Below are 21,878 nucleotides of genomic sequence, written 5' to 3'. Positions count from 1 at the left end.
GCCCGGTCCTGAGTCGCAGATCGCGGAGTCGTCGGCCGAACGCCGTAGCCCTCACCCCCTCGTCGCCGCCGCTCCCGACGCCGACGGACAACTCCGGCGGCGAGGGGTTCTCCAACACCACGTCATGATTGCGCAATCGCAACGGTGACCCTTCCGTCAAATCTGGCGACGAGCGCCAAAGGCGGTTATCAATCCGCAGTCCCGTTCACAACTACTCCCCCAGTGACACCTCGACCGAAGGCGCCTGCTCCGTTGTCGTACCCGACCTTGCATGATCAAGTTCCCCGTAAATGAGCAACGAGGAGAATTCGAATCTATATTTTTGTCCATCACCTGTTCGGCGCAATTAGATTATGGCACCTCATGTGAAATCCGTGTGATACCCGAGAAGGCGTTAGCATTGCCAATCGATATTGGCAAGAACGAGGAATCCCGATTATCGCAAATAAACTGCCTGCGCATATTTTTTCGTAAAGAAAGTCACAACACTCCACCATAACCGCAGGTGACGGCACCTCACCGGGTCATCACTCGACTGAGCCGAGTCAATTGTCAACCACGGCCGAACTAATCAAGCGGCACCAAACGAGACCCCACCCCCTCGCCTTTACCAAAAATTAAAGCGCGAAGGCACGACCGCGTCCACTCCGTGCCCCACACCGACCCGACACGACTACCCGTTCTGGCACACCTGTGCCACTGCGCCCTCTCACAGCAGCCAGGACGTCGTGGGCCGATCGAGCGGTGGCGGACGCCTATTTCCCCGGAGATCAATTCATTCGAGAACACGCTCCCCTGAGGCAGAAATTAAGCGAAACTGCCTCACGACTTCCTATTCTGCCGCTTTCTGCCGCCCTCTCCGACGTGGCGAATCGGCAGTTTCACGGCCTTGCCGGAAGTTTCCTTGCGTCCACGACTCGGCCCACTGTAGCGTCCGAATAGTTGGCGCTTCTCGCCGACGAAATCAATTAATGAGGAGGGTCTCGATGAACAACTCTTTCACGCTGGACCAGGACTCGGCCGCTGAATTCACCAGCGCGCTCCAGAACGAGGACGCCCTGTCGGCGGGTCTCGTCAGCCACGGTGCCCAGAGCTTCCACGTCGGCCACGGGGCTCAGAGCTTCCACCGCACCGAGGGCTGATCTCGGGCTGTGAGCTGAACCAGGCGGGGCACGCGCGCGGCATTCCGGTGCAGCCCGCGTGCCCCGCCGCTCTCGCCGGACCACCGTCGCAGCAGGGAGGGCTAGTTGCACCGCATGACGTCGAGTCTCCGCGAAGTCCCGCTGGAGACCACCTTGTCCCGAGCCAGGAAGCTCGCCGCGGAGATCGGCATCACCAGGGTCACCGACACCACCTGGCTGGACTACATCGGCATCCCCGTGTACTCGAGCATCCGCCCCGGCGCGGCGGCCGGGTCGTTGTGCGTGAACGCCGGCAAAGGGGTCCGCCCGCTGGAGGCCAAGGTCGGGGCCTACATGGAGGCCATCGAGTTCGCCATGGCCGAGCACCGCACGGGCACGGTGAAGACGTTCGTCTCGACGCCCCGCGAGGTCGCGGGCCAGGAGCACGTCTCGTTCTCGTTCGTCGACCTGTGCCCGCTGCTGGGCAACGAGGTCGACCCGGACGGCCCGCTGTCCTGCGTCGAGGCGGAGGAGGTGTTCACCGGCCACCGCGTCGCGCTGCCCGCCGAACTCGTCTTCTCCCCCTACCCGGAGAACCCGGCCCAGCGCATCTTCGGCACGAGCACGAACGGGCTGTGCTCCGGGAACTCCGTCGACGAGGCCACCGTGCACGGGATCGCGGAAGTCCTCGAACGGGACGTCAACGCGTTCAACTTCATCCGCGACGACTCGCTGTTCGTCGAGCTCGACGAGCCGAACGACGACGTCGAGAACCTCTTGACCAAGATCGCCGCCGCGGGGCTGCGGGGCGTGGTCAGGTACACGCCCAGCGCCTTCGGCCTGCCGCACTTCCAGGGGTTCATCCTGGAGCCGAACGACGACGCCCCGATCGCGATCGCCCACGGCTCGGGCCTGCACCCGCTGCGCGACATCGCCACGGTGCGCGCGCTCAGCGAGGCGGCGCAGTCGCGGCTGTCCTACATCCACGGCGGGCGTGACGACCTGATCGAGCGGTTCCGCTACTTCTCGCAGCTCGACGGCCAGATCGAGATCCAGGCCGCGGGCCAGCTGCGCAAGCGGGTCACCGACACCTCGCGGACGATCAAGTACTCCGAGATCCCGACAGGCCCCGAGGACATCACCGACCTCCCCGGCGCGCTGTCCCACCTCGCGACCGCCTTGCGCGGTCAGGGGATCGACCAGGTCTTCCGCGTCGTGCTGTCCTCACCGGACATGGACCTCGCCGTCGTCAAGGTCATCGTCCCGAAGCTCGAGTCCTTCGAGCCGGAACTCCGGCGGGTGGGCCCGAGGCTCGCGCACCACCTCAAGACCCGCGAGGCCGCCCGTGTCTGAGCGGAACACGATCATGTACGTCGGCCCGTCGGCGCACGGCCTCGACCTGGCCTCGTTGACGCCCCCCGGCATCGAGATCCGGCCGCCCGTCCGACGCGGCGACGTCGACGAGCTGCTGGAGAGCGGCGTGGAGCCCGGCCTCCTCTTCATCGTGGACGGCACCTTCCACAGCTTCCCCTCGGTCGGCCACGCGGAGATCCGCACCGCCATGGACCGGGGCTGGACGGTGTGGGGGCTGTGCTCCATGGGCGCGATCCGCGGCGCCGAGATGCGGTCGCTGGGCATGCGCGGCTTCGGCGACGTGTACGAGATGTACGCGGCCGACCCGGAGTTCGACGACGACGAGGTGGCGCTGCTGCACTCCACGGAGGCGCCGTTCCAGGCCATCTCGGAGCCCATGGTGCACCTCCGCTCGTTCCTCGCCGAGCTGCTCGACCGCGGGGTCGTCACGGCCGAAGCGCGGGACGACGCCGTCGGTGAGCTGAAGAACCGGTGGTACGGGGAGCGGACCAAGGATCGTCTCAAGTGGACGCTCGTGAAGGTCTGCGGGCTGGACGCCGAGTCCGCGGCCACCGAGGTCGCCGGTCTGCACCGGCACCGGCTGAAGACCGCGGACCTGGTGCGGTTCCTGGCCACCCGGCCGTGGACCGACGAGCGGCCCTGAACCCGGAGCCGTGTCCCGTCACCCCTGGGTGATGGACACGGCGATCCCGGCTTTCACCTCGGCGAGCCTGCGCACGACCTCACCCGCGTCCCGGCCGCTGACGGCGGCGATCGCCATCGCGTCCGACGACTGCGAGGGAGGGCCGACGAGGTCCCCCTCGCGGTAGGGCGTCGTCAGCTGGAGCAGCCAGTCGGCCCGCGGCAGCGCGGCGTACCCCTGGAAGCGGCCGAGCACCGGCGGGTACATCATCGACCACCCGGTCGCGGGCTCGTCCAGGCCCGCCCGGTCGTCCCCGTCCGGCACATCGCGCCCGACCTGCGGCATCACGCTGGCGAACAGCGGTGAGACGCCGTGGCGGTACCGGAACGCGGTCTCCACGCCCGCCCCGCCCGGACGGCCCGCCACCTCGCAGAACACCGGCCGTCCCTCGTCGTCGAGGAAGGCTTCGAGGTGCGTGGAGCCGCTGAACCACGTGGCGCACCCGAGCACCGCGCGGTTGAACTCCAGCAGGAGGTCGAGGTCCGGGCCGTCGTCGAGGGTGTGCGACCGGATCTGCCCGCCCAGAGGGAACGCCTCGTGCGAGTCGAGGTACACCGACACCGAGACGGACGTCGGCACGCCGTTCCGGACCACGCTGTCGAGGTGGAACTGGCGGCCGGAGATGAACTCCTCCGCCTCGTACCGCTCCGAACCACCGAGTCCCCGCCGTTGCAAGCTCATCAGCTCGTCGTGGTCGCGGACCACGTGCACACCCTCGGACCCCGCGCCCAGGACGGGTTTGAGGACGACGGCACCGAACTTGTCGAGCAGCTCGGCCGCGTCGACCGGCTCGGCGATCTCCCGGAACTCCGGCACCCGGACGCCCCGGTCCGAGAAGTGGCGCTTCATCACCAGCTTGTCGCGCAGCACCCGCGTCCGCTCCACGCCCGTGCCCTCGATGCCGAGCGCCTCGCGCAACCGCGCCACGGGCAGCATCAGCACCTCCCTGGTCGTCACGACCCGGTCGAGGCCGAGGCCGTGGACCAGCTCGGGCAGCGCGCGGTCGAGGCCGACCGGGTCGTCGATGTCGACCGGGATGGCCCGACCCACCTGGCCGGGGGTCAGGCGCGCGACGTCCCGCGGTCGCGCCAGGAAGGTGACGTCGAATTCGTCCGGGTGGAAAAAGGGGCTGCCGTCGTCGTGCCGGTAAGCGTCGTAGGCGAACTGGCTCACGAGAGCCACCCGTTGGCGAGCCACTTCTCCTCCAAATCACGGTGACAAGGGAATTGGCGCAGACCCTCGCGGCCCAATTACTACACGCGACCACCGGTCGGCCGCAAGGCGCCGACCACCGCGCTGAGCGGCAGTTCAGCCGTCCGGAGAACGCCTTTCTGCCGGACTTCTGCCGCTGCGGACGGGCGATTGTCGTGACTACGATCGAATCGACGCGTGCCACGCGCCTCAAGTCGGCGCGGTCGAAAGCACATGGCGATTTCTGATCAGCATCGTCATCTCGCAGAAGGGAGAGACAATGGACACGATCGGATTTCTCGGGGCAGGCGGCTCGAAGGCGATCGCTCGGATCGCGCTCTCGGACGAGACCCGTGACCGCATCCAGGCCCGCCTCGCGGTGCTGCCGAACCCGGAGGGCCGGGTGGACGAGGCCAGCGCGCAGCTCTACCGCGCGTTCGCCGAGCTCCCGGAGTCGGAACTCCAGACCTTCCTCGACTTCGGCAGGCACACCGACATGCCCGGCGTGATGCTCGTCGAGAACCTCCCCGTCGACCCGGCGCTGCCCCCGACACCGAACGACGGCGGCCCCAGCCTGGACAAGTCGACCTTCGTCTCCGAGGGCGTGCTGCTCGGCCTCTCCGGGCTCCTCGGCGAAGTCGTGTCGTTCCTGACCGAAAAGGACGGTCGGGCCGTGCACGACGTCGTCCCGGTCGCCGCGGGCGCCACGACGCAGACGAGCCAGGGGTCGATCGTCAACCTGAACTTCCACAACGACCTCGTGCACGACGAGCAGGGCCACTACGACGTCAGCAACCCGGACTTCCTCGTGCTGAACTGCCTCCGCCCCGACCCGGAGAAGGCGGCGATGACCGTCTACGCCGACGGCCGGGACCTGCTGGGAGCGCTCGACCCGGACACCGTCGCCACCCTGCGCAAGCCGCTGTTCCGCCTCAACGCGCCCGGCGGCTACACCCGGATGTTCGCGGGCGGCAAGCAGGTGCTGTCCGTGCCCGTGCCGATCGTCTCCGGCCCCGACCACGCGCCGGAACTGGCCGTCGCGGCCAACGGCGTCGTGTTCCTGGCGGACGAGGCCGAGGTGGCGTTCAAGGGCCTCCAGGCCGCGTGCGTGGACCCCTCGGTCGCGCAGGTCGCCAAGCTCGACGCGGGCCAGGCGCTGCTCATCAACAACCGCAAGGGGATCCACGCCCGGTCCTACTTCACCGCGACCTACCAGGGCGACGACCGGTGGCTCCAGCGCACCTACATCCGGCGCACCCTGTGGAACATCCGCGACCGCGCCGACGCGGGCAGCCGTCGGCTGCACCGATGAGGGACGCGGACCCCCGCGAAGCTCGGAAACCCCTTCCGCGGAAGGGCATCGCCCTCGGACCCGAAGCGCTTGGCGTGGAGTAGCGTGACCGTCGAACCAGTGCGGACCAGGCTGCGCGTGGCCGTCACGGGCACCGTGTCGGACGCGCACACCTGGAACCTGATCTACCTCCAGCTGTTCCTCGAGGAACTCGGCCACCACGTCGACAACCTGGGCTGCTGCACGCCCGCGGAGGAGGTCGCGGACCACTGCCGCGAGCACCGCCCGGACCTGGTGGTGTTCAGCACGGTCAACGGCCACGGCTACTCCGACGGGCTGCTCGCCATCCGGCTGCTGCGCGAGGTGGCCCCGACCGTCCCCGCGGTGATCGGGGGCAAGCTGGGGATCACCGGCGGCGCGGACCGGCACCTGCGCGAGGCGCTGCTGGGCGCGGGGTTCACCGCGGTGTTCGAGGACAACGCGAGTCCGTTGGCGTTGAAGGACTTCGTGCGCGAACTCGAACTGTGCGGCGCTTCATGACGGTGGAACTCGCCTGCCACACCGGCAGGTCGTTCGACGCCGCCGTCCGCGCCGCCGCCGCGGCGGGCCGACTCGTCGTCCAGCCGCGGATGGGGTTCGGCGACGCCGCGCAGATGCGGGCGGGCCTGCTCGCGGTGGCGGGCGCGCGGGCGGCCACGGTCGGCACGATCACGATCGACAGCTACACGCGCACCGGGAACCTGGCCGCCGCCGAACGGGCGGTCGCCGCGGGCGGTCAGGCGTTGAACGGGTTCCCGCTCGCCACCCACCGGCGCGCGGTGACCAGGTCGGTGATCCGCGGTGTCGGCGTGCCGATCCAGGTCCGGCACGGGTCGCCGACGCCGCAGCCGATCATCCGGGCGATGCTGCTGTCCGGCATGAGCGCGACCGAGGGCGGCCCGGTCTCGTACTGCCTGCCGTACGGGCGGATCCCGCTGGAGGAGTCGCTCGCCAACTGGGACGAGACGTGCGACCTGCTGGCCGCGCCGGGGGTCGACGCCCACGTCGAGACGTTCGGCGGGTGCATGCTCGGCCAGCTGTGCCCGCCGGGCCTGCTGGTCGCGCTGAGCCTGTTGGAGGGCCTGTACTTCGCGCAGCGCGGGATCCGCGGCGTCTCGCTCAGCTACGCCCAGCAGACGAACGAGCACCAGGACGTGGACGCCGTGCTCGCGCTGCGGGGACTCGCGGCGGAACTGCTGCCGACCGTCGACCACCACGTGGTGGTCTACACGTACATGGGCGTGTACCCCCGCACCGAGGCGGGGGCGCGGCTGTTGAACGACAGCGCGGCCCGGCTCGCCGCTCGGACGGGCGCGATGCGGCTGATCGTCAAGACCACCGCGGAGGCGTTCCGCATCCCGACGATCGAGGAGAACGTCGCCGCCCTCGAATCCGCCGCGACCGCCGCGACCGCGCCGCAGGCTGCGCCGACCGAGACCGGCGAGGTGAGGGCGGAGGCCAGGGCGTTGATCGACGCCGTCCTCGACCTCGACGACGACGTGGGGCGCGCGCTGGCGAAGGCGTTCGCCTTCGGCGTGCTGGACCTCCCGTACTGCCTGCACCCGGACAACCGCGGCCTGTCCCGCAGCTACCTCGACGCGGACGGCGAGCTGCGGTGGAGCGACATCGGCCGCATGCCGATCCCCTCGTTCGCGACGACCACCGGGTCGGCCCGGCTGACCTCCAGCGGCCTGCTGCGCGCGCTCACCTACGTGGAGCGGAAGTTCGACGACCGGGCGCTGTCGGCCGAGCACGTCCCCGAACTCGACAACCAGACCCCGACCACAGGAGATCCGCATGCCTCGCACCGTTGACCTGTCCCACCCGCTGGAGACCGGCATGCCGCACGCCCGCACGATCCAGCCCCCTCGGTTCACGTCCACCAACACCTGGGAGGAGCACCGGATGCGGGTCATGCGGCTGGACCTCCCGACCCACATCGGCACCCACCTGGACGCCCCGGCGCACTTCGTCGAAGCGGGCGCCACGGTCGACCAGCTGCCTCTGTCGTCGCTCATCGGCCGGGCGTACTGCCTGGAGGTGCTGCGGGACGGCGCGGAGCCGATCACCGCGGCCGACCTGAAGGCGGCCGAAGGCCTGGAGCGCGGCGACGCTCTGCTGATCCGCACCGGCTGGGACGACCGGTACCGCGACCCGGCCTACGTGGACGCCCACCCGTACCTCTCGGCCGACGCGGCGGAGTGGGCGGCGGACACCGGGCTCCGGCTCATCGGCATGGACACGATCAGCCCCGAACTCCCGATGAGCATGCGGTGGGAGGGCTTCCCCTACGACGTGCACAACGCGCTGCTGGGCGCGGGAACCCTGCTCGTGGAGAACCTGGTGCTGCGGGAGGTCACCGGTCGCTGGTGCACGCTGTTCGTCGGGGTGCTCAACGTCCTCGGCGGCGACGGCGCGCCCGCGCGGGTGCTGGCCCTGGTGGACTGAGAACCCTTACAGCACAGGCGAAGCCCCGCCGTCGCAGCGCACGGCACCGCCGGTCACGTAGGAAGCCTGGGCCGAGCAGAGGAAGGCCGCGACGGCGCCGAACTCGGCGGGTGTGCCGTGGCGTCGCGCGGGGATCGCCGCCGCGGACGCCGCCCGCACCGCGTCGACCTCGATCCCGGACCGCCGAGCGCGTTCGGCGTCGATCCGCCGCACCCGCTCGGTCTCGACGCGTCCGGGCAGCAGCATGTTGACCGTCACGCCGTCCGGAGCGACCTCGGTGGCCAGCATCTTCAGGTACGAAGCCAAAGCGGTGCGCCCGATCCCGGACAGGGCGAGGTCGGCGATCGGCGAGACCACCGCGCTGGACCCGATGGCGAGCACCCGCCCCCACCCCGCGCTCCGCATGTGCGGCAGGACGCGGGTGAGCAGCCGGTGGTGGACGGCGAGCAGCGAGTCGACCGCCGTCGCGAGGTCGTCCTCCCCCACCTCGGTGACCCGGCCGGGCCGAGGCCCAGGCCCGTTGAGCACCACGATGTCCACCGGCCCGAACGACGTCTCGGCGAAGTCGACGAGCCGGTCCACCCCGTTGGGGGCCAAGAGGTCCACGCCGATGCCGACGCCGGTGGGCAACTCGGCCGCGACCTCACGCGCCACCTCGTCCCGCCGACCGCTGACCACGACCTTGGCGCCCTCGGCGCCCAGCGCTCGGGCCACCGCGGCGCCGAGACCGCCGGTCGACGCGCACACCACGGCGACCCGCCCGCTCAACCCGAGATCCATGAATCCGGTCAACCCTTCGACGCCTCACCCGAACGCGAGCATTCGCCACTCCGACAGTAGCGGCGAGGCGCTCCGCCCACGAGCGGCAGAACACCGGCAGATCGCCCGGCAGAATCCCCACCGAACCCCCGCCCGAGCCGCCGTTCGCCCTAGGATTTGTGGAACACGAACTCGATGAACGTCGTGCCGTCGTCCCGCACGTGGTGCAGGAAAAGGCCCAACCGCCCTCGGGTCTCCTCCACGAATTCCCGCAACCGGGCGAGCTTGTGATCGGACCGGCACCGCATCGCGAGGAATATCGGCTTGGCGCTGTCGAACAGCAGACCGTTGCCGAACTCCACCAACCGCTCGACATCGGGTTCGGCGGACGACACGGAGAAAAGGGCTCGGCCCCGACCGTCGATCGCACTGATCATGCGATCCTGCTCACTCCCGCCGAAACGCGCACCGTGGTCCAGCTTGACCACCCGGCCGAAAAGCAGCTTCGCACCGACTTCCGCGGCTTTGGCCCGCATCAGCACGTCGGCGGTCACCCCGCCCAGCGCCCGCGAGGAATTCCGCGGCGAATGCAGGCCCAGGCCCGCGAGGATCTTCGTGATGGTCGGCTGCGACAGCTGGAGCTCGAACTCCCACTGGATGAGCAGCCCCACCAGCTCACGGGTCCACAGCGGCGCGCCCAGCCCGAACTCGGCCGGTTCGCGGTCCCTCAGCAGCAGGTAGAGCTCCCGGACCTGCTGCTTCGACATCGCGGCCGGCCGTCCCAGCTTCCCCTCGGTGCGCAGCGCCTCCAGCCTGCCCGCACGGTGCTCGGCGAGCCACTGGCGCACCAGGTCGTGGTGGACGTCGAAGATCTCGGCCACGACCCGAGGGTCTGCGTTCTGCTCCTCGATAATGCGAATAATACGCATCTGATCCTTGGACGTGATCCCAGAGCTCGAACCTTCCATACCTTCCTCTCTGCCCATGGAGTTCGAAGTTCGACATCACGAGGCATCATCCAAGAGCGATCAACTCCCAGAGCCCACGACCATTACCCTAGGCCACCACATTGACGAGAATGTTGCGGCAACGCCCATTTGGCATTTTTTAGCCAACGTAACTCTCACCCTGCAACGCCGCAGCCCGCCAACCCCAACCAAGACACCCGACTTGACGCACGAGCCCACTGGTCCATAACGACATACCCCACTCGACCCACCAGTCCACCACCAAAAACATTAAGAAAGACTAACCATCTCCCCCGCACAAAAGATTCGCACCGCTAACGTTCCCCCGATATTACGCCAATCCCCGAACCAGCCGCGAACACCCGCTACCCGACCATCCTCGTCCCACCATGCCGCCAACGACGAGCACCTCCGGCTGCCGACCACACCACAAGCACGGGACCTCGGACGCGTATTCCGACGGTACCTCGACGACACCCAGGACCGCCTCGCTGGCTCGACGTGGCCATCCAGACCGTCCGCCGAGTCCCACATGACGAGTTGATCCACGATGCGAGGCGATCACCTCGCTGACGACCTGACTCCTGTAACACCGCGGCACTACTGCTCGAAGCACAAAGACGGACGGCGAGCGGAGTACGCATGGACAACGAGCAGGCGCAGGCCGCACTGGCACACGAGTTCGAGGCGGAGTTGTACGAGGGGTACCGCTTCCTGGCCCGAACGATCAACTACCGGGCCAAGCAGTTCCTCGACATGGTCACGGTGCACAGGGGCGTTGGAGCAGCACAGATCCTGCTCCGGGGCCCGAATGCTTCGGACGGCTTCACTCGTCTGTGGCAGGAACGGATGTTGGCTCACAGCCTGGAAGCAGTGGTGCTCAAACCGAAGTACGGACAACTGTTCACCGCCGAAGAGCTCTTGACTGCCCGTTACCGTCTGGAACAGCACGGTTTCGACGTCGAGGACTACCTCAGCAGCCAGACGGCATGACCTGTGAAACCTTGGGACTGACCGATCGGCGCGCTCGCCGACTCCACGGATGCTCCTCCGGGTCCACAGCCGTGATCGAATCCCGGCTACCGGCCAATGCCGGTGCGCTCCACCACGGCTGTCGTGCCGAGAAGACCTGGGCGGACGACGTGGCCGCCCACCAAGTGGTCTCGGGACTTCACGTGGCGAGGTCGCCGACCAGGGTTGACCAGGTCGGCGACCCCTGGCACTGCTCAGCCCAGGACAACACGACGTGAACCGCCGATCTTCTCCGGTGTCCGCGCACGTCCCGACGCTGGAATGGCCCGATCGCGCAGTTGGCGGATCTCCTCCACCCTCTCCGGCGCGGACCTGAGCAACGGGATGATGTTGTTGAACGCCTTCAGGTAGAAGTCGAACGGAACGTTGTCATCCCCTACCCGGATCGCCTCGTAGCCGATCTCCGTCACCGCCGCGTTCAAGTCCGAACCGGCGAAACCTTCGCTGAGTTCCACGAGTTCGCTCACCAACTCCGCGGGAACCTGCACGCGGAGGTACTTCCTCAGGTAGATCTCGATGATCTCCCGGCGCTCGTCGGGCTCGGGCAGGTCGAGGAAGAACATGTCGTCGAAGCGACCTGTGCGGAGCAGCTCCTGAGGCAACGCGCGCACGTCGTTCGCCGTGGCGACGACGAACACCCGTCCCCTCGACTCCTGCAGCCAGTAGAGGAACTGGCCCACCAGGCGAGTCGTGACGCCGGTGCTCTCCGTACCCGCACCTGCGAGGCCCTTCTCGATCTCGTCGATCCAGAGGACGCACGGGGACACCGAATCCGCGGTCGCCAACGCCTCACGCAACCGGTTCTCCGACTGACCGACGTACGCCCCGAAGATGGCGCCCATGTCCAGGCGGTACAGCGGGAGCTGCCAGTCCGAGGCGATGGCCTTCGCCGACAACGACTTGCCGCATCCCGGCACCCCGATCAGGAGCACCCCCCGTGGAGCGCGCATGCCCCGATCACGCAGGTCCATGGTCAACAGGGATCGCTTGCGGTCCAGCCACTGGCGCAGACCTTCCAGCCCACCGACCTTGTTGTCGGCCGGGTTGAGCACGACCCGCTCGATCCCGGACAACTCGCTGAAGATCGAGTCCTTCATCCTGGTCAGGGCGACCAGGTCGTCCTTGACGATGGACTTCTTCACCACGAACGTCGAGAGGATGTTCAACGCCTCGATCTTGGTGATCCCGGCGAGGATCGACGCGGCTTGGTCGAACTCCTGCGGACCCCACTCGATCGGGATCGCCCCGGAGTACTGTCGCAGGAAGCCCTCGATCTCCGCACGCATCTCGTCGACGTCCGGCAGGTCGAGCGCGAGGGACATGCCCATCCGCTGCAGCGGCTTCCACACGGGGTCGGAGCTGATCACGACGATGCACCCGCCGTGCTCCTCGGCGAGCGCCGCGAGGTCGGCGAATCGGCGCGACACCTCGTTGTCCTCGCCGAGGTGCTGCACGTCGGTGAACACGACCGTGACGTTCGACCGCGACTGGAAGAGGTCCCCGACCATGTCCAACGCGCCAAGCAACGACTTGTCGTCGGAGATCACCTGCTTGGTCTTGAGGTCGCGCAGACCTTGGCTCAGGGTGTGGACCCTGATGTCGAACGTTTTCGCATCGGCCACTTCCGCGAGTATCTCCAGGAACCGCCCCCGTTCGACCGTCCGCGCCGACACGAACGGAATCCTCGCCAGTAGGTAGGACTCCAGCAACAGCTTCGTTTCCGCCCCGTTGGGCATACCGCTCCTGTTCAGAGGATGACTCGGCGCCCCTGTGGAGGCGCCTGAGTGAGTGGAACGGCCGGTGGTGACGGAAGTGCGCGCAACAGGTCGTTGTCGCGCACCGCCGCCCGCAGCTCGAACGGCGCGTACTTGGTGGTCTTCACCAGACTCTCCTGTGCGGACTTCACCGTCTTCTTCAGACTGTCACGCAGAGACTCCTGCATCTCCGAAGTGAACGCGGGGTGCTCGGTGAACGCCCGCAGCGGTCCGAGCCTCCTGCGAGCGTTGTTCAGCACGACGGCCACGGCCGACACCCCGTTGACGGGGTCGCCGGACAGCCCCCGCAAGTCCTTGCCCAGTGCCTCGGTCCAGCGCCGCTGACGCGCGGTGAACGCCTTGTCCACCTGGGCCATCAGCCGTTCGAACATCTCCGGACCCATGCGCGGGTCGATCGGGGCCAGGTGGCCGATGGGCAGGTCTTCACCACGGCCGTAGGCCTCGAGCCAGCTGACCCACGCGGCGTAGGGACCGGGAGCACCCAACATCCCGATCACCTCCGCCGCGAGTGGCGTTGGAGGAACTCCGCCGGAGGCAACAGGTTCCACTCGGGCAGGGCGATCGCCAGCTCGGAGTCGGGTGGGGCCGCCGTTCGTTCCTCGTGCCGGTGCGCGGGTGGGGACGGCTCACGCGACTCGCCGAAGTCCGGTCCGGGCATGGTCACAGTCCTCGTCTCTGGTCGGGCGCGTCCAAGGCGAACTGCGAGGCCTGGAGGCTTTCGAGGTAGTCGCGCAGTCCAGGCGCGAAGGCGCACTGCTCCCGCCAGTCCTGGTTCAGGTCCACCAGTTCGGCGATCCCACCGCGCAACTGGTCGACAGCCACCGCCTTGCGCTGCTCACCCTGCCTGCGAAGCTCGGCGCGCCTGGCGGGAAGGGCTCGTGCGAGGTAGAACGTCGACGCCGCGAGCACCGCGACGACCGCGAGGAAGAACGCTCCAGTGCCCGCGTCGCCGTTCAGCGCCGCCATGAGCGCGAACACCAGCGCGAACCCGGCTCCGATCGCGAAGGCCAGCGGTTTGCCGGTGAAACGCACCTGCGCCACCGCGCGATCGGTTTGGACGTCGATGTGCCGCGCCAGGCCTGCGGCGAGATGGTTCTCGTCCGTCGATCCGTCGATCATGCCGGTCCAGCCCTCGATCGCCACTTCCACGACCGGTGGCACAGCAGCGCCGTTGCGCACCTCGAGCCTGCCTGCCGCCTGCACGATCCAATCCTTGGCCGACGCGATCGCGAACCGCCTGGTTCCCTGCGAAGCACCGGCTTGCTCCGCGTGCAGAGCAGCATTGCTGATCAGGGTGAGGAGGTCCACCGTCTGCTCGTGCACCGGGTCGAGGCGGCGCATCTCCTGGTCAGCCAACGACTTGTTACCGTCAGCCTTGATGAGGGCCTGCAGCTCGGCTTCCCGGTACCGGAGCGGTGCTTCCTCGGAGTCGAAGTTCTGGACCAAGCCGTCGAGGATCTCGTCGACGCGTTGCCGAAGATCCGCACCGAGTGCGACGGGGCCGGCGAAGACGGCGGCGAAGTGCTCCTGCGCGGCGCCGTGGACGGTCGCCCCCTCGTACAGCTCCTTGAGCTTCGGCCAAGTCGGACTGATGACGGGCAGGATCCGGTATCTCGGGTCCACCGGACGCCGGAGCGCCTCCAACATCCGCTCCCAGCGCACCACCTGGTTGTCGACGACGCCGGGGTCCTCGGACAGCCTCTCGGTCCACCCGGCGATCTCCGTCAGCACCAGCGGCTTGGCCGCGTGCCCGAAAACCCCGCTGCTCACGGCGTCGAGCACCACCATGAACTCGCGGGAGAGCTTTGCCGGATCCTGGCGCACGACGTACTGCCGAACCCACCTGGCCGCTGCCTCGTCCCGCTGATTGCGTCGCAGGACCATCGCGAAGAACAGAGAGGCCTTGTCGTTGTCCCGGCGCACGGCCTCGTTGAGGGCTTGGTAGGCCAGGTCCGGTTCGTCGCGGATCCACGCCGCGAGTCCGACCAGCGCGGGAGCGAGCCAGTAACGAGGCGTCAGCAGCATCAACTCCTCGGAGAGCTGCCGGATCGCCGTCTGGGACACGATGCCCGTGTCCAGGGCTTGCAGGGTCCCGGTGGCGAGCCGGCGAACCTCGTTGAAGTGGCCGAACTCGGTGGACAACTGCTGCCGGACCTGGATGATCTCGGTGTGCGCGACCTGCAGGTTGTGCCGCAGTTCCTCCCGCAGGGCGAAGTCGTCGAAGCGGGCGGCGAGCTGTTGGAGGTCCGTCCGGGTCTGGTCGCCCGTCGCCGCGACCTGGCCGATCGAGCTCTGCAGCACGTCCTGCCGTTGGAACATCTCGAGCTGCGCTTGGCTGAGGTTGTTCATCGCCCGCACCACGTCGTTCAACTGCGGGATGTGAATGCTGTTGTTCACGCGTCACTCTCCAGTGCGACAACGGATCCGTCGACCCGAACGCACACCATTCGATCGGTGTACACCTCGATGGCGCTGTAGGCGACGGAGACGGCGAGCGAGCGAGCCCGTTCCAGTCCGCCGGGAAGCACCTTCCCAACCGCGTAGTGGTCGATGATCGAGCCGTCCAACGCGAGCGTGTGCACCTCGTACGGGGCCCCCAGGTAGCACTTGGCGACGATGCCGAACGGGGAGGCGCTGTTGGTCTCGTCGAATTCCCGCCGGACATCGTCGACGATCTTGGCCAGGTCCGCGGTGACGACGTGGCCCGAACTGTCCATGGCTCGCAGCGCGCGTTGATACTCCTGCGACCTCCGGCTGGTCAGGACTCTTCGACGACCGGCCGTCGCCACCTTGGCGCGAGGACCTGCCAGACCGAAGGACGTCGTGGCAGCGTTGTTGATCAATGGTCGGGGCATCCGCCACCAACTCCCTGTGAGATCGCGTTCCATTGGGCCCGAACGGGACGTCGCCCATCCGCTTTCGGCCCTATCGCATCGATGTCCCCTGGTATTACTCGAATTCCGAGCACGTTCACCGGCCGAACACGAGGAGCACGGTGATTCCGAAGGCCGCGAACGTCCACGTGCAGGCGATCGCAGCCGAGGTCACGCGCACGACGGCGCAAGCGGTCGGCAGCCGCACCGGCTTCGAGCCGCCGTCGGAGGTGTCGACGAACTGGCGCACCAGAACGGTCCCCTCTCGCACGCGCCTTCCGTACACCTCGACCACGTCTCCCTGCACGGGCATCCCTCCCCGCACCGCTCCCCGGACATCACACCTCGTGCTCACCCCGCTCACCTCTTTGACGGACAGCGGCACGACGACGACCGCTGGTCCGCGGAGCACTGCCCTCAGGGGCTGGAGGAGGACGCGCCCGATCGCGCGGAGAACCTTGCGCACACCGGGGTGTTCATCCGATGCCACCTGCGCGGACAGGAGCAACGGGCTTCGAGCCGAGCCGGACGTCGAGTTCGCCTTGGCCGTGGCCCCGCGCAGGGCGAATCCGAGACCAGTCAGGAGCAGAAGGCAGAAGAGCGCAAAAATAGTAGTTCCCGAGGAGGGCGGCGTTTTTCCGACAAGCACGCTTCCGGCCAGCGCCACGAGCGCTGCCGCAGCGGCGACCCGGCACACGACCGGAACCGCCTTGCTCACCACTGGTTCCTGCCGAGTTCCCCCGATCGAGACCACCGTGCCCGTGAGGATCCTTCCCGGAACCGCCTTTGCGGAAGAAGTGACGACGACACTGGCGTCGCCGGCCGGTCCGGTCGACGGCCGGTCGACCGAACCGCAGGTTGGACAGTCGATGTCCTTGCCGGACAAGGGTTTCCCACACACCGAGCACAGCGTCACCACAGCCGTGTCCTCCTCATCGGCTCGGCTCATCCACCTACGACTACGGGAGACATCGCAGCGACCGTCCGGAACGTGTCACCCCGCGCGATATTTCACCCGTTCCCCGTCGGATGCCCGACGGTCCGACAGGGAACGGCGAAACACCACGTGGTCCGCCGGCGATAGGAGCCGACGGATGCCTTTGACTCGAACTCGGTGGAATCACCAAAAATGCGGAGACACGAAGATGAGCGAACCACCCGGCCACAGCGCGTTCCCCCTCCCGAACCCGAATCCTCGGACGCCACCGGACGACCTCCTCGCGCAGCCGACGACTTGGCAGGTCCCCGAACCGAAGCGGGATCGGGGCATGATGGCCGTGCTCGTCGCGGGTGGGTTGGCGTTCGTCGCCGTTGCCGCCGTCGTAGTGGTCGTGGCGTTGAAGGGCGACAGCGGAGAGAAGTCCGACGCGGCGGCGCAAGCGGATCGACCACAGGCGCTCATCACCACCGGCGAAACGTGGTCGAAAACGACTTCGCGCTTCACGACGACCAGCACCACCGTCCCTTCGTCACCGTCGAGCACGGTCACGAGCGGCTTCCACCGGGTGACCGGACCCAACGGGATCTCTGCCGAAGTGCCGTCGAACTGGCTGGTCAAAGCAGGGACACAAGCCACCAACATCCAGGTGGACAACCCCGAGTCACCGGGTAGCTTGATCCGCCTCGGCGGCAGCCCATCGGGTCCCCTTCCGCTGCTCGACTCGGTCGCGAGCAACGAGACGCAGAACGGCGGGATCAGTCAGGGTTACCAACGTCTACGCCTGGAGCGGGTGAGCGGAAACTCCAACACCGTGGTGTGGGAGTTCCTCTACACGAAGGACGGTGAGCAGAGGCACGCCTTCGGCCGGTACTGGCGAACCGGCGGCATCGACTACATCGTCTACGGCTCGGCGAACACCGCGTCGTGGCCCACGATGAAGACCGTCCTCGACATCGTGGTGCGCACGACCACCATGTAGGACACCACCGATCAGGAGAGCGCATCTCGGCCGGTGCTCAGGTGGACAAATCACGGACAAAACATGGACACCCCTCCGAAAAACCACGAGGACGTGGTCAAGACCGTCCACGGCGAACCGTCGAACCTGATCACCAGCCTCGACCGGTGATCCATGCGGACATTCGCAAGAACCGTCATCGCCGTCACCAGGACGATCTTGATCACGACGGCCTGTCGCATGCTCCTCCCCCGGCGTCCGCGGATGCACTCCGCCTGAGTTCGAGTTCGATCGGCTAAGTTCTCGAATCGGGTACCGACAGCCCTGCGGCTGCACCGAACATCGCCTAGACCTCTACCTCGACAGCATTGTCAAATCGATTTAGAACAACGCCGCCCTGCCTTCCTCGACAAGCATACGACCGTTTTTCTCGTCTGCGAATCGATAACACAAGAGCCACCAGACACCGGCCCGGATCACTCATCCCATCTCTCCGACCACTGCTTGCGGCGCAGTTGGTCGCGTTCTATCCAGTGCCGCCCCTCCGCGGCCACTGCCTCGAGAATCGGAAGCGCACTCTCTATTCCCGACGTTTGAAAAGCGACTTCGATCAGTTCACTTTCACTTTCCGTCTTGTCACCGAACCAATTCCTGAAGCTGCCCGCTGTTATGCTGATCTCCTTGCCGTTGACCAAGGACAGGTTGAACTTCCTGCTACGCAGGTTCTCCAATTCAGGCTCCGCTATGCCTGCCTCGGCGTGCGTCGTGCGCATTCCCTTTTCCGTCACCCTGGCCGACGCCAGGGCATCGTAGCGGAACAAATCGCGCTTCTCATTGCGCGCCTCCCCGGTGATGAAGTCCAAGTGCACCTTTGCCGCGCGAACTCCACTGGAGGTCAGCAATAACACGCGAACCGTGTACGCCTCATAACGAGGAGGCCCTAGCTTGACTCGACCGCGGCGCGCGGACGGGGCCCCCTCGAGCATCACAACGTGCTCGACGAGATCGTGGCTCGACAACCCGGCCCGCCTGAGGAAATCCATCTTCAAGTAGAGCTTGTCCATCGCCAACCAGCGCGCGATTTCCGAGTCCGTTGGCCGGTCCGCTAGTCTTTCCTTCCACTCTTCGTAACCCCGCATCTCCTCGACGTGGAGTTCGGCCGCACGTTGCCTCATGAAGTTTTCCGCAGCCCTGATGGAAGCTATGCGAACCACACCCCAGGCCATGAAAAATGCCCCTGGAGCCAGGAAGAGTGCCGCCAAGTATTCCTGATCACGCAGGATCCCGAAAAACCCGCCGGCCATCACCAAAACACCGAGAGCAACCATGGCCCAGATCCTGAAGGGGACGCGCATTGTTTCCCTGTGGTCGAACAACGCCCTGTCCTTCCACCCTTCAGCCACCCGCATCGCATGCCATTGGATGAGCCACCTGAGGGCGGCTGTGGTGGTGGCGACCTTGGTCCCGCCGCCGTACTGCTTGATGATCCTGCGCTTGAGGTGATACCTGTAACCGGCGGCGTACTCCTCCCATTTAGCGCTGTTGAGAGGCCGTTCACGCCCGAATCGGAAGTCGACAAGCTCATCGATGTCGTCACTGAACGATCCCGATAAGGTACCCCAAGACGACTCGTCGTCATCGCTGGGCAGCAGCGCTTCACGCTCCTTCACAACAAATCGCCGAACAATCGACTCCGATTTGATCGCATACCACAGAGCCGAGCCACCACCTGCGACCAACAAGGGAATATCAAGCAGCAGGCCCGCATGAAATGGTCCATCCATCAGGTTTACCAGTCCTACGACAACAGCCACGCTTCCGAACAACGCCCGAACCCAATCACGCTGCTCAGCCTTTTCAGTTTCCTGCAGGTATTCAATCGGGCGAGCAGGCTCTTCCTCGAAAAACTTCCACACTCGCGCAGCCCGGTCAGAAGAGGTGCGCTCCTTTACCATTCGATCCTTGTTTCTTGCTTCCAACCACCCCTGGACCACACCCCCGAGGATCATGTCCATGTGAAAAGTTATTTCATCCTGCCGACTGGCGCTCAGGCCGGCAAAATCACTGGTGGCATCCGTCAACTCCGGATCATTCTGCTGACCAATGAACTCCAACTGCATTCGACGAAAGAGTCTCCACACCACTTCGACCGCGCGAGTCCAACCATCGACAGGGAAGTCCGAGCATATTTTTCGCGCGAACTTGATGTTTTTGATCAATTCAGAGGTGATGTCGTTGAAGGATCGATCCCCCAGCACGGACAGAATATAATAGTATGATCGTTCCGTCGAAGCCCTGCCATCCAGGACGAGTTCGGCAAACAGCTTCTCGGCACGGCGCGGCATGCCTCCCTGCAGAAGACTCAAGGCAACCTCGTGCACACGTTCAGGAGGATCGCCTTGGTTGACGTTGTAAATCTGTTCGTTGTGGTGAAACGCGGTATCGCCGACATGCACGCCAACCTGCTGGTAGACCTTGGAACCGTCCCGCGCCTCATTGCGATTCTTGACACGGGGCTCGTTCGGCGACGGCCCACGTTCTTTCCCATCTTTCATCGCTTCTCCACCTGCATTGACCTCAACAAAGAAATATCTCCTTGCCACATTCGCGGCGAACTCGAACCAGTGACTACCATTCGCTTCACCGTGGAATCGTGACCGTGAGTCGCTGCGACTGTCACAGGAAGCGCTGCGCACGGACAGGTCCCGAAGGTGACCGCCACATCTCGGTTGCGATCTCGCGAGCTTCGCCTCAGAAGGCAACAAACACGACGACGGGACGTGCACGGCTTCCTCGACCGCTTCTTCACCGCGCCGAAGGATCGTACTCAGGTGCCTTGCTGCTCGTCCTGTCCTCTTGGACAGCGCCCAAGAGGACAGGACGAGAACACTTTGCCTTTCAAGGACCCTAGCGCGCCCACCCGAAAGAGACGCTCAGTTGTCCACGTTCAGCGCTCACGGTTCTCAGCGGCTAGCGTCCGGGCTGCTGATCACGGCAGCCTCACTTCCACCGTGCCCCGAGATCGCCGAGGTTGATCCCGATCTGCTGCCCGACCCTGGCCTTGCCCCGCGCGTTGTTGGAGTTGCGGATCATCGTTGAGGCTTGGGCATGCCGCGGGTCTTCGACATCGTCCTGGCCGTCGTCGTCCTGGTCGACGATGGCCGCGGCAAGAGCGACGGCGAACGCGGCAGCAGTGCGGGCAGCGACGATCTGGGTGCCCTCACCGTCCTGCTTCGCCTTGTCACCGTTCGCATGATCGCTGACGGCTCGGATCGTGACCACCGGAACGTTTCCACCGAGGTGTGCGGCGTGCGCGAAGCCAGAACTCTCCATCTCGATGGCAACCGCATCGTTGTAGACGGTTGAAAGCGTCAACGCGAGCGGGGAGGTCCTGGAGTTCAACAGGACGTCCCCAGCCACAATGGGGTCGAAGTGCACTCTCGGGCGTAGGCGCCCGGCATCGTCCGACAGGTGGGAGTACCAGGAATCGCCGCGGTCCAACCTCCTCGCCCTCTGTTCCAGCGCGTGCGAAACCTCCCAGGCGCGCGGACGCGCCAAGTCGGCGTTGTCCTCGCTGCGCGCCCCGTGGTGGGAGTAGACCTTGGTGGCGACGACGACGTCGCCGATCTTCAGCCACTTGCGCAGTCCGCCTGCCACTCCGACGAACATCATGGCGGAAGGGGAGAATTCCGTTCGGGCACGTTCGGTCAACGCCGCCGCGGTGGTGGTGCCGGGGCCCGTCACGCCAAGCGCAACACGCCGACTCGGGCGCGATGCGAGTCTGCCGACGTCGAAGACGGTGCCCATGGCGTGCGAGTGCTCTTCAACGTTGATCAGGTGGTCGAGAACCGCTTGTTGTTCGACCGCGAGCGCGGTCATGATCACGATCATCGGTTGCTCCAGCGCGGTCCGCAGTCGCGGTTCCGCTTTCCTCGTGACGAAGTGGTGCGGGCGGCGAACCTGCGACACAGCCTGGTCTTGCTCCCTGCGGAATGACTCATCGCAGGTAGTTCGAAACCGAAGGAGAACGCGCTACCGCAGCACGAACGCGGTAGATGCTAACGCAGTGGGGCAATTCTCGTCAATCTGACAAATATGATCGTCCAGCGATCAGCCTCGCAGTCACGGAAAGCAACGATCCTGGTCGACCGGATGCAGGCGAGGCCCGAGGTCGCTGGAGCGGTCGTCTTGGCGACGCCGGCAGCGCGCCAATGCGCTTGAAATCATGCTCGTCGAGCGCGGGCCGCACCCTCTCATGTCACGTTGACCCTGCCAGGGGTTCCTATTCCACGCTGGAGAGCCACGACTCTGCTCAGCACGCGAACTCTGCGGGGAGATAGATCCGAGAGCAAATCGACTGCACTTGGGACAGCTCCAGACCCACTCGGACCTGACCGCTGCTCACGACAACGGTTCATCACCGTCAG

20 protein-coding genes are annotated in these 21,878 nt (G+C 66.3%); 9 read left to right on the top strand and 11 right to left on the bottom strand.

The genetic code is table 11. From position 1 onward, the window contains the following. Positions 1-986: 986 nt before the first annotated feature. The 3 genes from ACFWW9_RS17610 to ACFWW9_RS17600 all read left to right on the top strand — a co-directional run bounded on the left by ACFWW9_RS17610 (position 987) and on the right by ACFWW9_RS17600 (position 3,138). Complete coding sequence (locus ACFWW9_RS17610) at positions 987-1,142, top strand: hypothetical protein (RefSeq protein ID WP_390378228.1); 156 nt, start codon at positions 987-989, stop codon at positions 1,140-1,142. A 114-nt stretch (positions 1,143-1,256) separates the two neighbouring features. Beyond that, a complete protein-coding gene (locus ACFWW9_RS17605) occupies positions 1,257-2,474 on the top strand; it encodes a YcaO-like family protein (protein ID WP_390378225.1) in 1,218 nt (405 codons plus the stop codon). After that, complete coding sequence (locus ACFWW9_RS17600; RefSeq protein ID WP_390378222.1) at positions 2,467-3,138, top strand: TfuA-like protein; 672 nt, start codon at positions 2,467-2,469, stop codon at positions 3,136-3,138. Before ACFWW9_RS17605 ends, ACFWW9_RS17600 begins: the two co-directional genes overlap by 8 nt. An 18-nt stretch (positions 3,139-3,156) precedes the next feature. Here the strand turns inward: ACFWW9_RS17600 and ACFWW9_RS17595 are convergent, their stop codons facing one another. Further along, on the bottom strand, positions 3,157-4,350 hold the full coding sequence (locus ACFWW9_RS17595) for an acetyl-CoA carboxylase biotin carboxylase subunit family protein (protein WP_390378219.1): 1,194 nt from the start codon (positions 4,348-4,350) through the stop codon (positions 3,157-3,159). Between the two features lie 298 nt (positions 4,351-4,648). Between ACFWW9_RS17595 and ACFWW9_RS17590 the strand changes: the two genes are divergently transcribed. From ACFWW9_RS17590 to ACFWW9_RS17575, 4 genes are all read left to right on the top strand, one after another. Next, the gene (locus tag ACFWW9_RS17590; RefSeq protein ID WP_390378216.1) at positions 4,649-5,680 is read left to right on the top strand and encodes a TauD/TfdA family dioxygenase; all 1,032 of its coding nucleotides are present in this window, start codon (positions 4,649-4,651) and stop codon (positions 5,678-5,680) included. A gap of 84 nt (positions 5,681-5,764) precedes the next feature. Next, on the top strand, positions 5,765-6,199 hold the full coding sequence (locus ACFWW9_RS17585) for a cobalamin B12-binding domain-containing protein (protein ID WP_390378213.1): 435 nt from the start codon (positions 5,765-5,767) through the stop codon (positions 6,197-6,199). Then, positions 6,196-7,512: a methylaspartate mutase gene (locus ACFWW9_RS17580; RefSeq protein WP_390378211.1), complete on the top strand. Its 1,317-nt coding sequence runs from the start codon at positions 6,196-6,198 to the stop codon at positions 7,510-7,512. The genes ACFWW9_RS17585 and ACFWW9_RS17580 overlap by 4 nt, the downstream gene beginning before the upstream one ends. Beyond that, positions 7,496-8,146: a cyclase family protein gene (locus ACFWW9_RS17575; protein ID WP_390378208.1), complete on the top strand. Its 651-nt coding sequence runs from the start codon at positions 7,496-7,498 to the stop codon at positions 8,144-8,146. The genes ACFWW9_RS17580 and ACFWW9_RS17575 overlap by 17 nt, the downstream gene beginning before the upstream one ends. A 6-nt stretch (positions 8,147-8,152) precedes the next feature. On the opposite strand, the gene ACFWW9_RS17570 is transcribed toward ACFWW9_RS17575, so the two are convergent. Together ACFWW9_RS17570 and ACFWW9_RS17565 are read right to left on the bottom strand one after the other, a co-directional pair. Next, positions 8,153-8,926: an SDR family oxidoreductase gene (locus ACFWW9_RS17570; RefSeq protein WP_390378205.1), complete on the bottom strand. Its 774-nt coding sequence runs from the start codon at positions 8,924-8,926 to the stop codon at positions 8,153-8,155. 149 nt (positions 8,927-9,075) lie between these two features. Continuing rightward, a complete protein-coding gene (locus ACFWW9_RS17565) occupies positions 9,076-9,891 on the bottom strand; it encodes a hypothetical protein (protein ID WP_390378202.1) in 816 nt (271 codons plus the stop codon). Positions 9,892-10,515: 624 nt separating this feature from the next. Here ACFWW9_RS17565 and ACFWW9_RS17560 point away from each other — a divergent pair. Further along, the gene (locus ACFWW9_RS17560; RefSeq protein WP_390378199.1) at positions 10,516-10,866 is read left to right on the top strand and encodes a hypothetical protein; all 351 of its coding nucleotides are present in this window, start codon (positions 10,516-10,518) and stop codon (positions 10,864-10,866) included. A 233-nt stretch (positions 10,867-11,099) separates the two neighbouring features. Here ACFWW9_RS17560 and ACFWW9_RS17555 read toward each other — a convergent pair whose 3' ends face one another. The 6 genes from ACFWW9_RS17555 to ACFWW9_RS17530 all read right to left on the bottom strand — a co-directional run bounded on the left by ACFWW9_RS17555 (position 11,100) and on the right by ACFWW9_RS17530 (position 16,502). Next, on the bottom strand, positions 11,100-12,641 hold the full coding sequence (locus ACFWW9_RS17555) for an AAA family ATPase (RefSeq protein ID WP_390378196.1): 1,542 nt from the start codon (positions 12,639-12,641) through the stop codon (positions 11,100-11,102). Between the two features lie 11 nt (positions 12,642-12,652). Further along, positions 12,653-13,168 (bottom strand): hypothetical protein, encoded by a 516-nt coding sequence (locus ACFWW9_RS17550; protein WP_390378193.1) that lies wholly within the window; start codon positions 13,166-13,168, stop codon positions 12,653-12,655. Positions 13,169-13,173: 5 nt separating this feature from the next. After that, positions 13,174-13,338, bottom strand: a complete 165-nt coding sequence (locus tag ACFWW9_RS17545) for a hypothetical protein (RefSeq protein ID WP_390378190.1) — start codon at positions 13,336-13,338, stop codon at positions 13,174-13,176. 2 nt (positions 13,339-13,340) lie between these two features. Continuing rightward, on the bottom strand, positions 13,341-15,077 hold the full coding sequence (locus ACFWW9_RS17540) for a hypothetical protein (RefSeq protein ID WP_390378187.1): 1,737 nt from the start codon (positions 15,075-15,077) through the stop codon (positions 13,341-13,343). Further along, the gene (locus ACFWW9_RS17535) at positions 15,074-15,397 is read right to left on the bottom strand and encodes a hypothetical protein (RefSeq protein ID WP_390378184.1); all 324 of its coding nucleotides are present in this window, start codon (positions 15,395-15,397) and stop codon (positions 15,074-15,076) included. Before ACFWW9_RS17535 ends, ACFWW9_RS17540 begins: the two co-directional genes overlap by 4 nt. Before the next feature lie 253 nt (positions 15,398-15,650). Then, positions 15,651-16,502, bottom strand: a complete 852-nt coding sequence (locus tag ACFWW9_RS17530; protein WP_390378181.1) for a hypothetical protein — start codon at positions 16,500-16,502, stop codon at positions 15,651-15,653. A 346-nt stretch (positions 16,503-16,848) separates the two neighbouring features. Here ACFWW9_RS17530 and ACFWW9_RS17525 point away from each other — a divergent pair, with 346 nt between their 5' ends. Then, positions 16,849-17,472, top strand: a complete 624-nt coding sequence (locus ACFWW9_RS17525) for a hypothetical protein (protein ID WP_390378178.1) — start codon at positions 16,849-16,851, stop codon at positions 17,470-17,472. A gap of 455 nt (positions 17,473-17,927) precedes the next feature. Here the strand turns inward: ACFWW9_RS17525 and ACFWW9_RS17520 are convergent, their stop codons facing one another. Both ACFWW9_RS17520 and ACFWW9_RS17515 read right to left on the bottom strand, forming a co-directional pair. Next, positions 17,928-20,147, bottom strand: coding sequence for a hypothetical protein (locus ACFWW9_RS17520; RefSeq protein ID WP_390378175.1), 2,220 nt, complete (start codon positions 20,145-20,147; stop codon positions 17,928-17,930). Positions 20,148-20,451: 304 nt separating this feature from the next. Then, on the bottom strand, positions 20,452-21,342 hold the full coding sequence (locus ACFWW9_RS17515; RefSeq protein ID WP_390378172.1) for a hypothetical protein: 891 nt from the start codon (positions 21,340-21,342) through the stop codon (positions 20,452-20,454). Positions 21,343-21,878: the final 536 nt, after the last annotated feature.

The sequence above is a fragment of the Umezawaea sp. NPDC059074 genome (genome assembly GCF_042738955.1).
Lineage (GTDB): Bacteria > Actinomycetota > Actinomycetes > Mycobacteriales > Pseudonocardiaceae > Umezawaea.
This window is presented reverse-complemented; position numbering and strand designations above follow the sequence as displayed.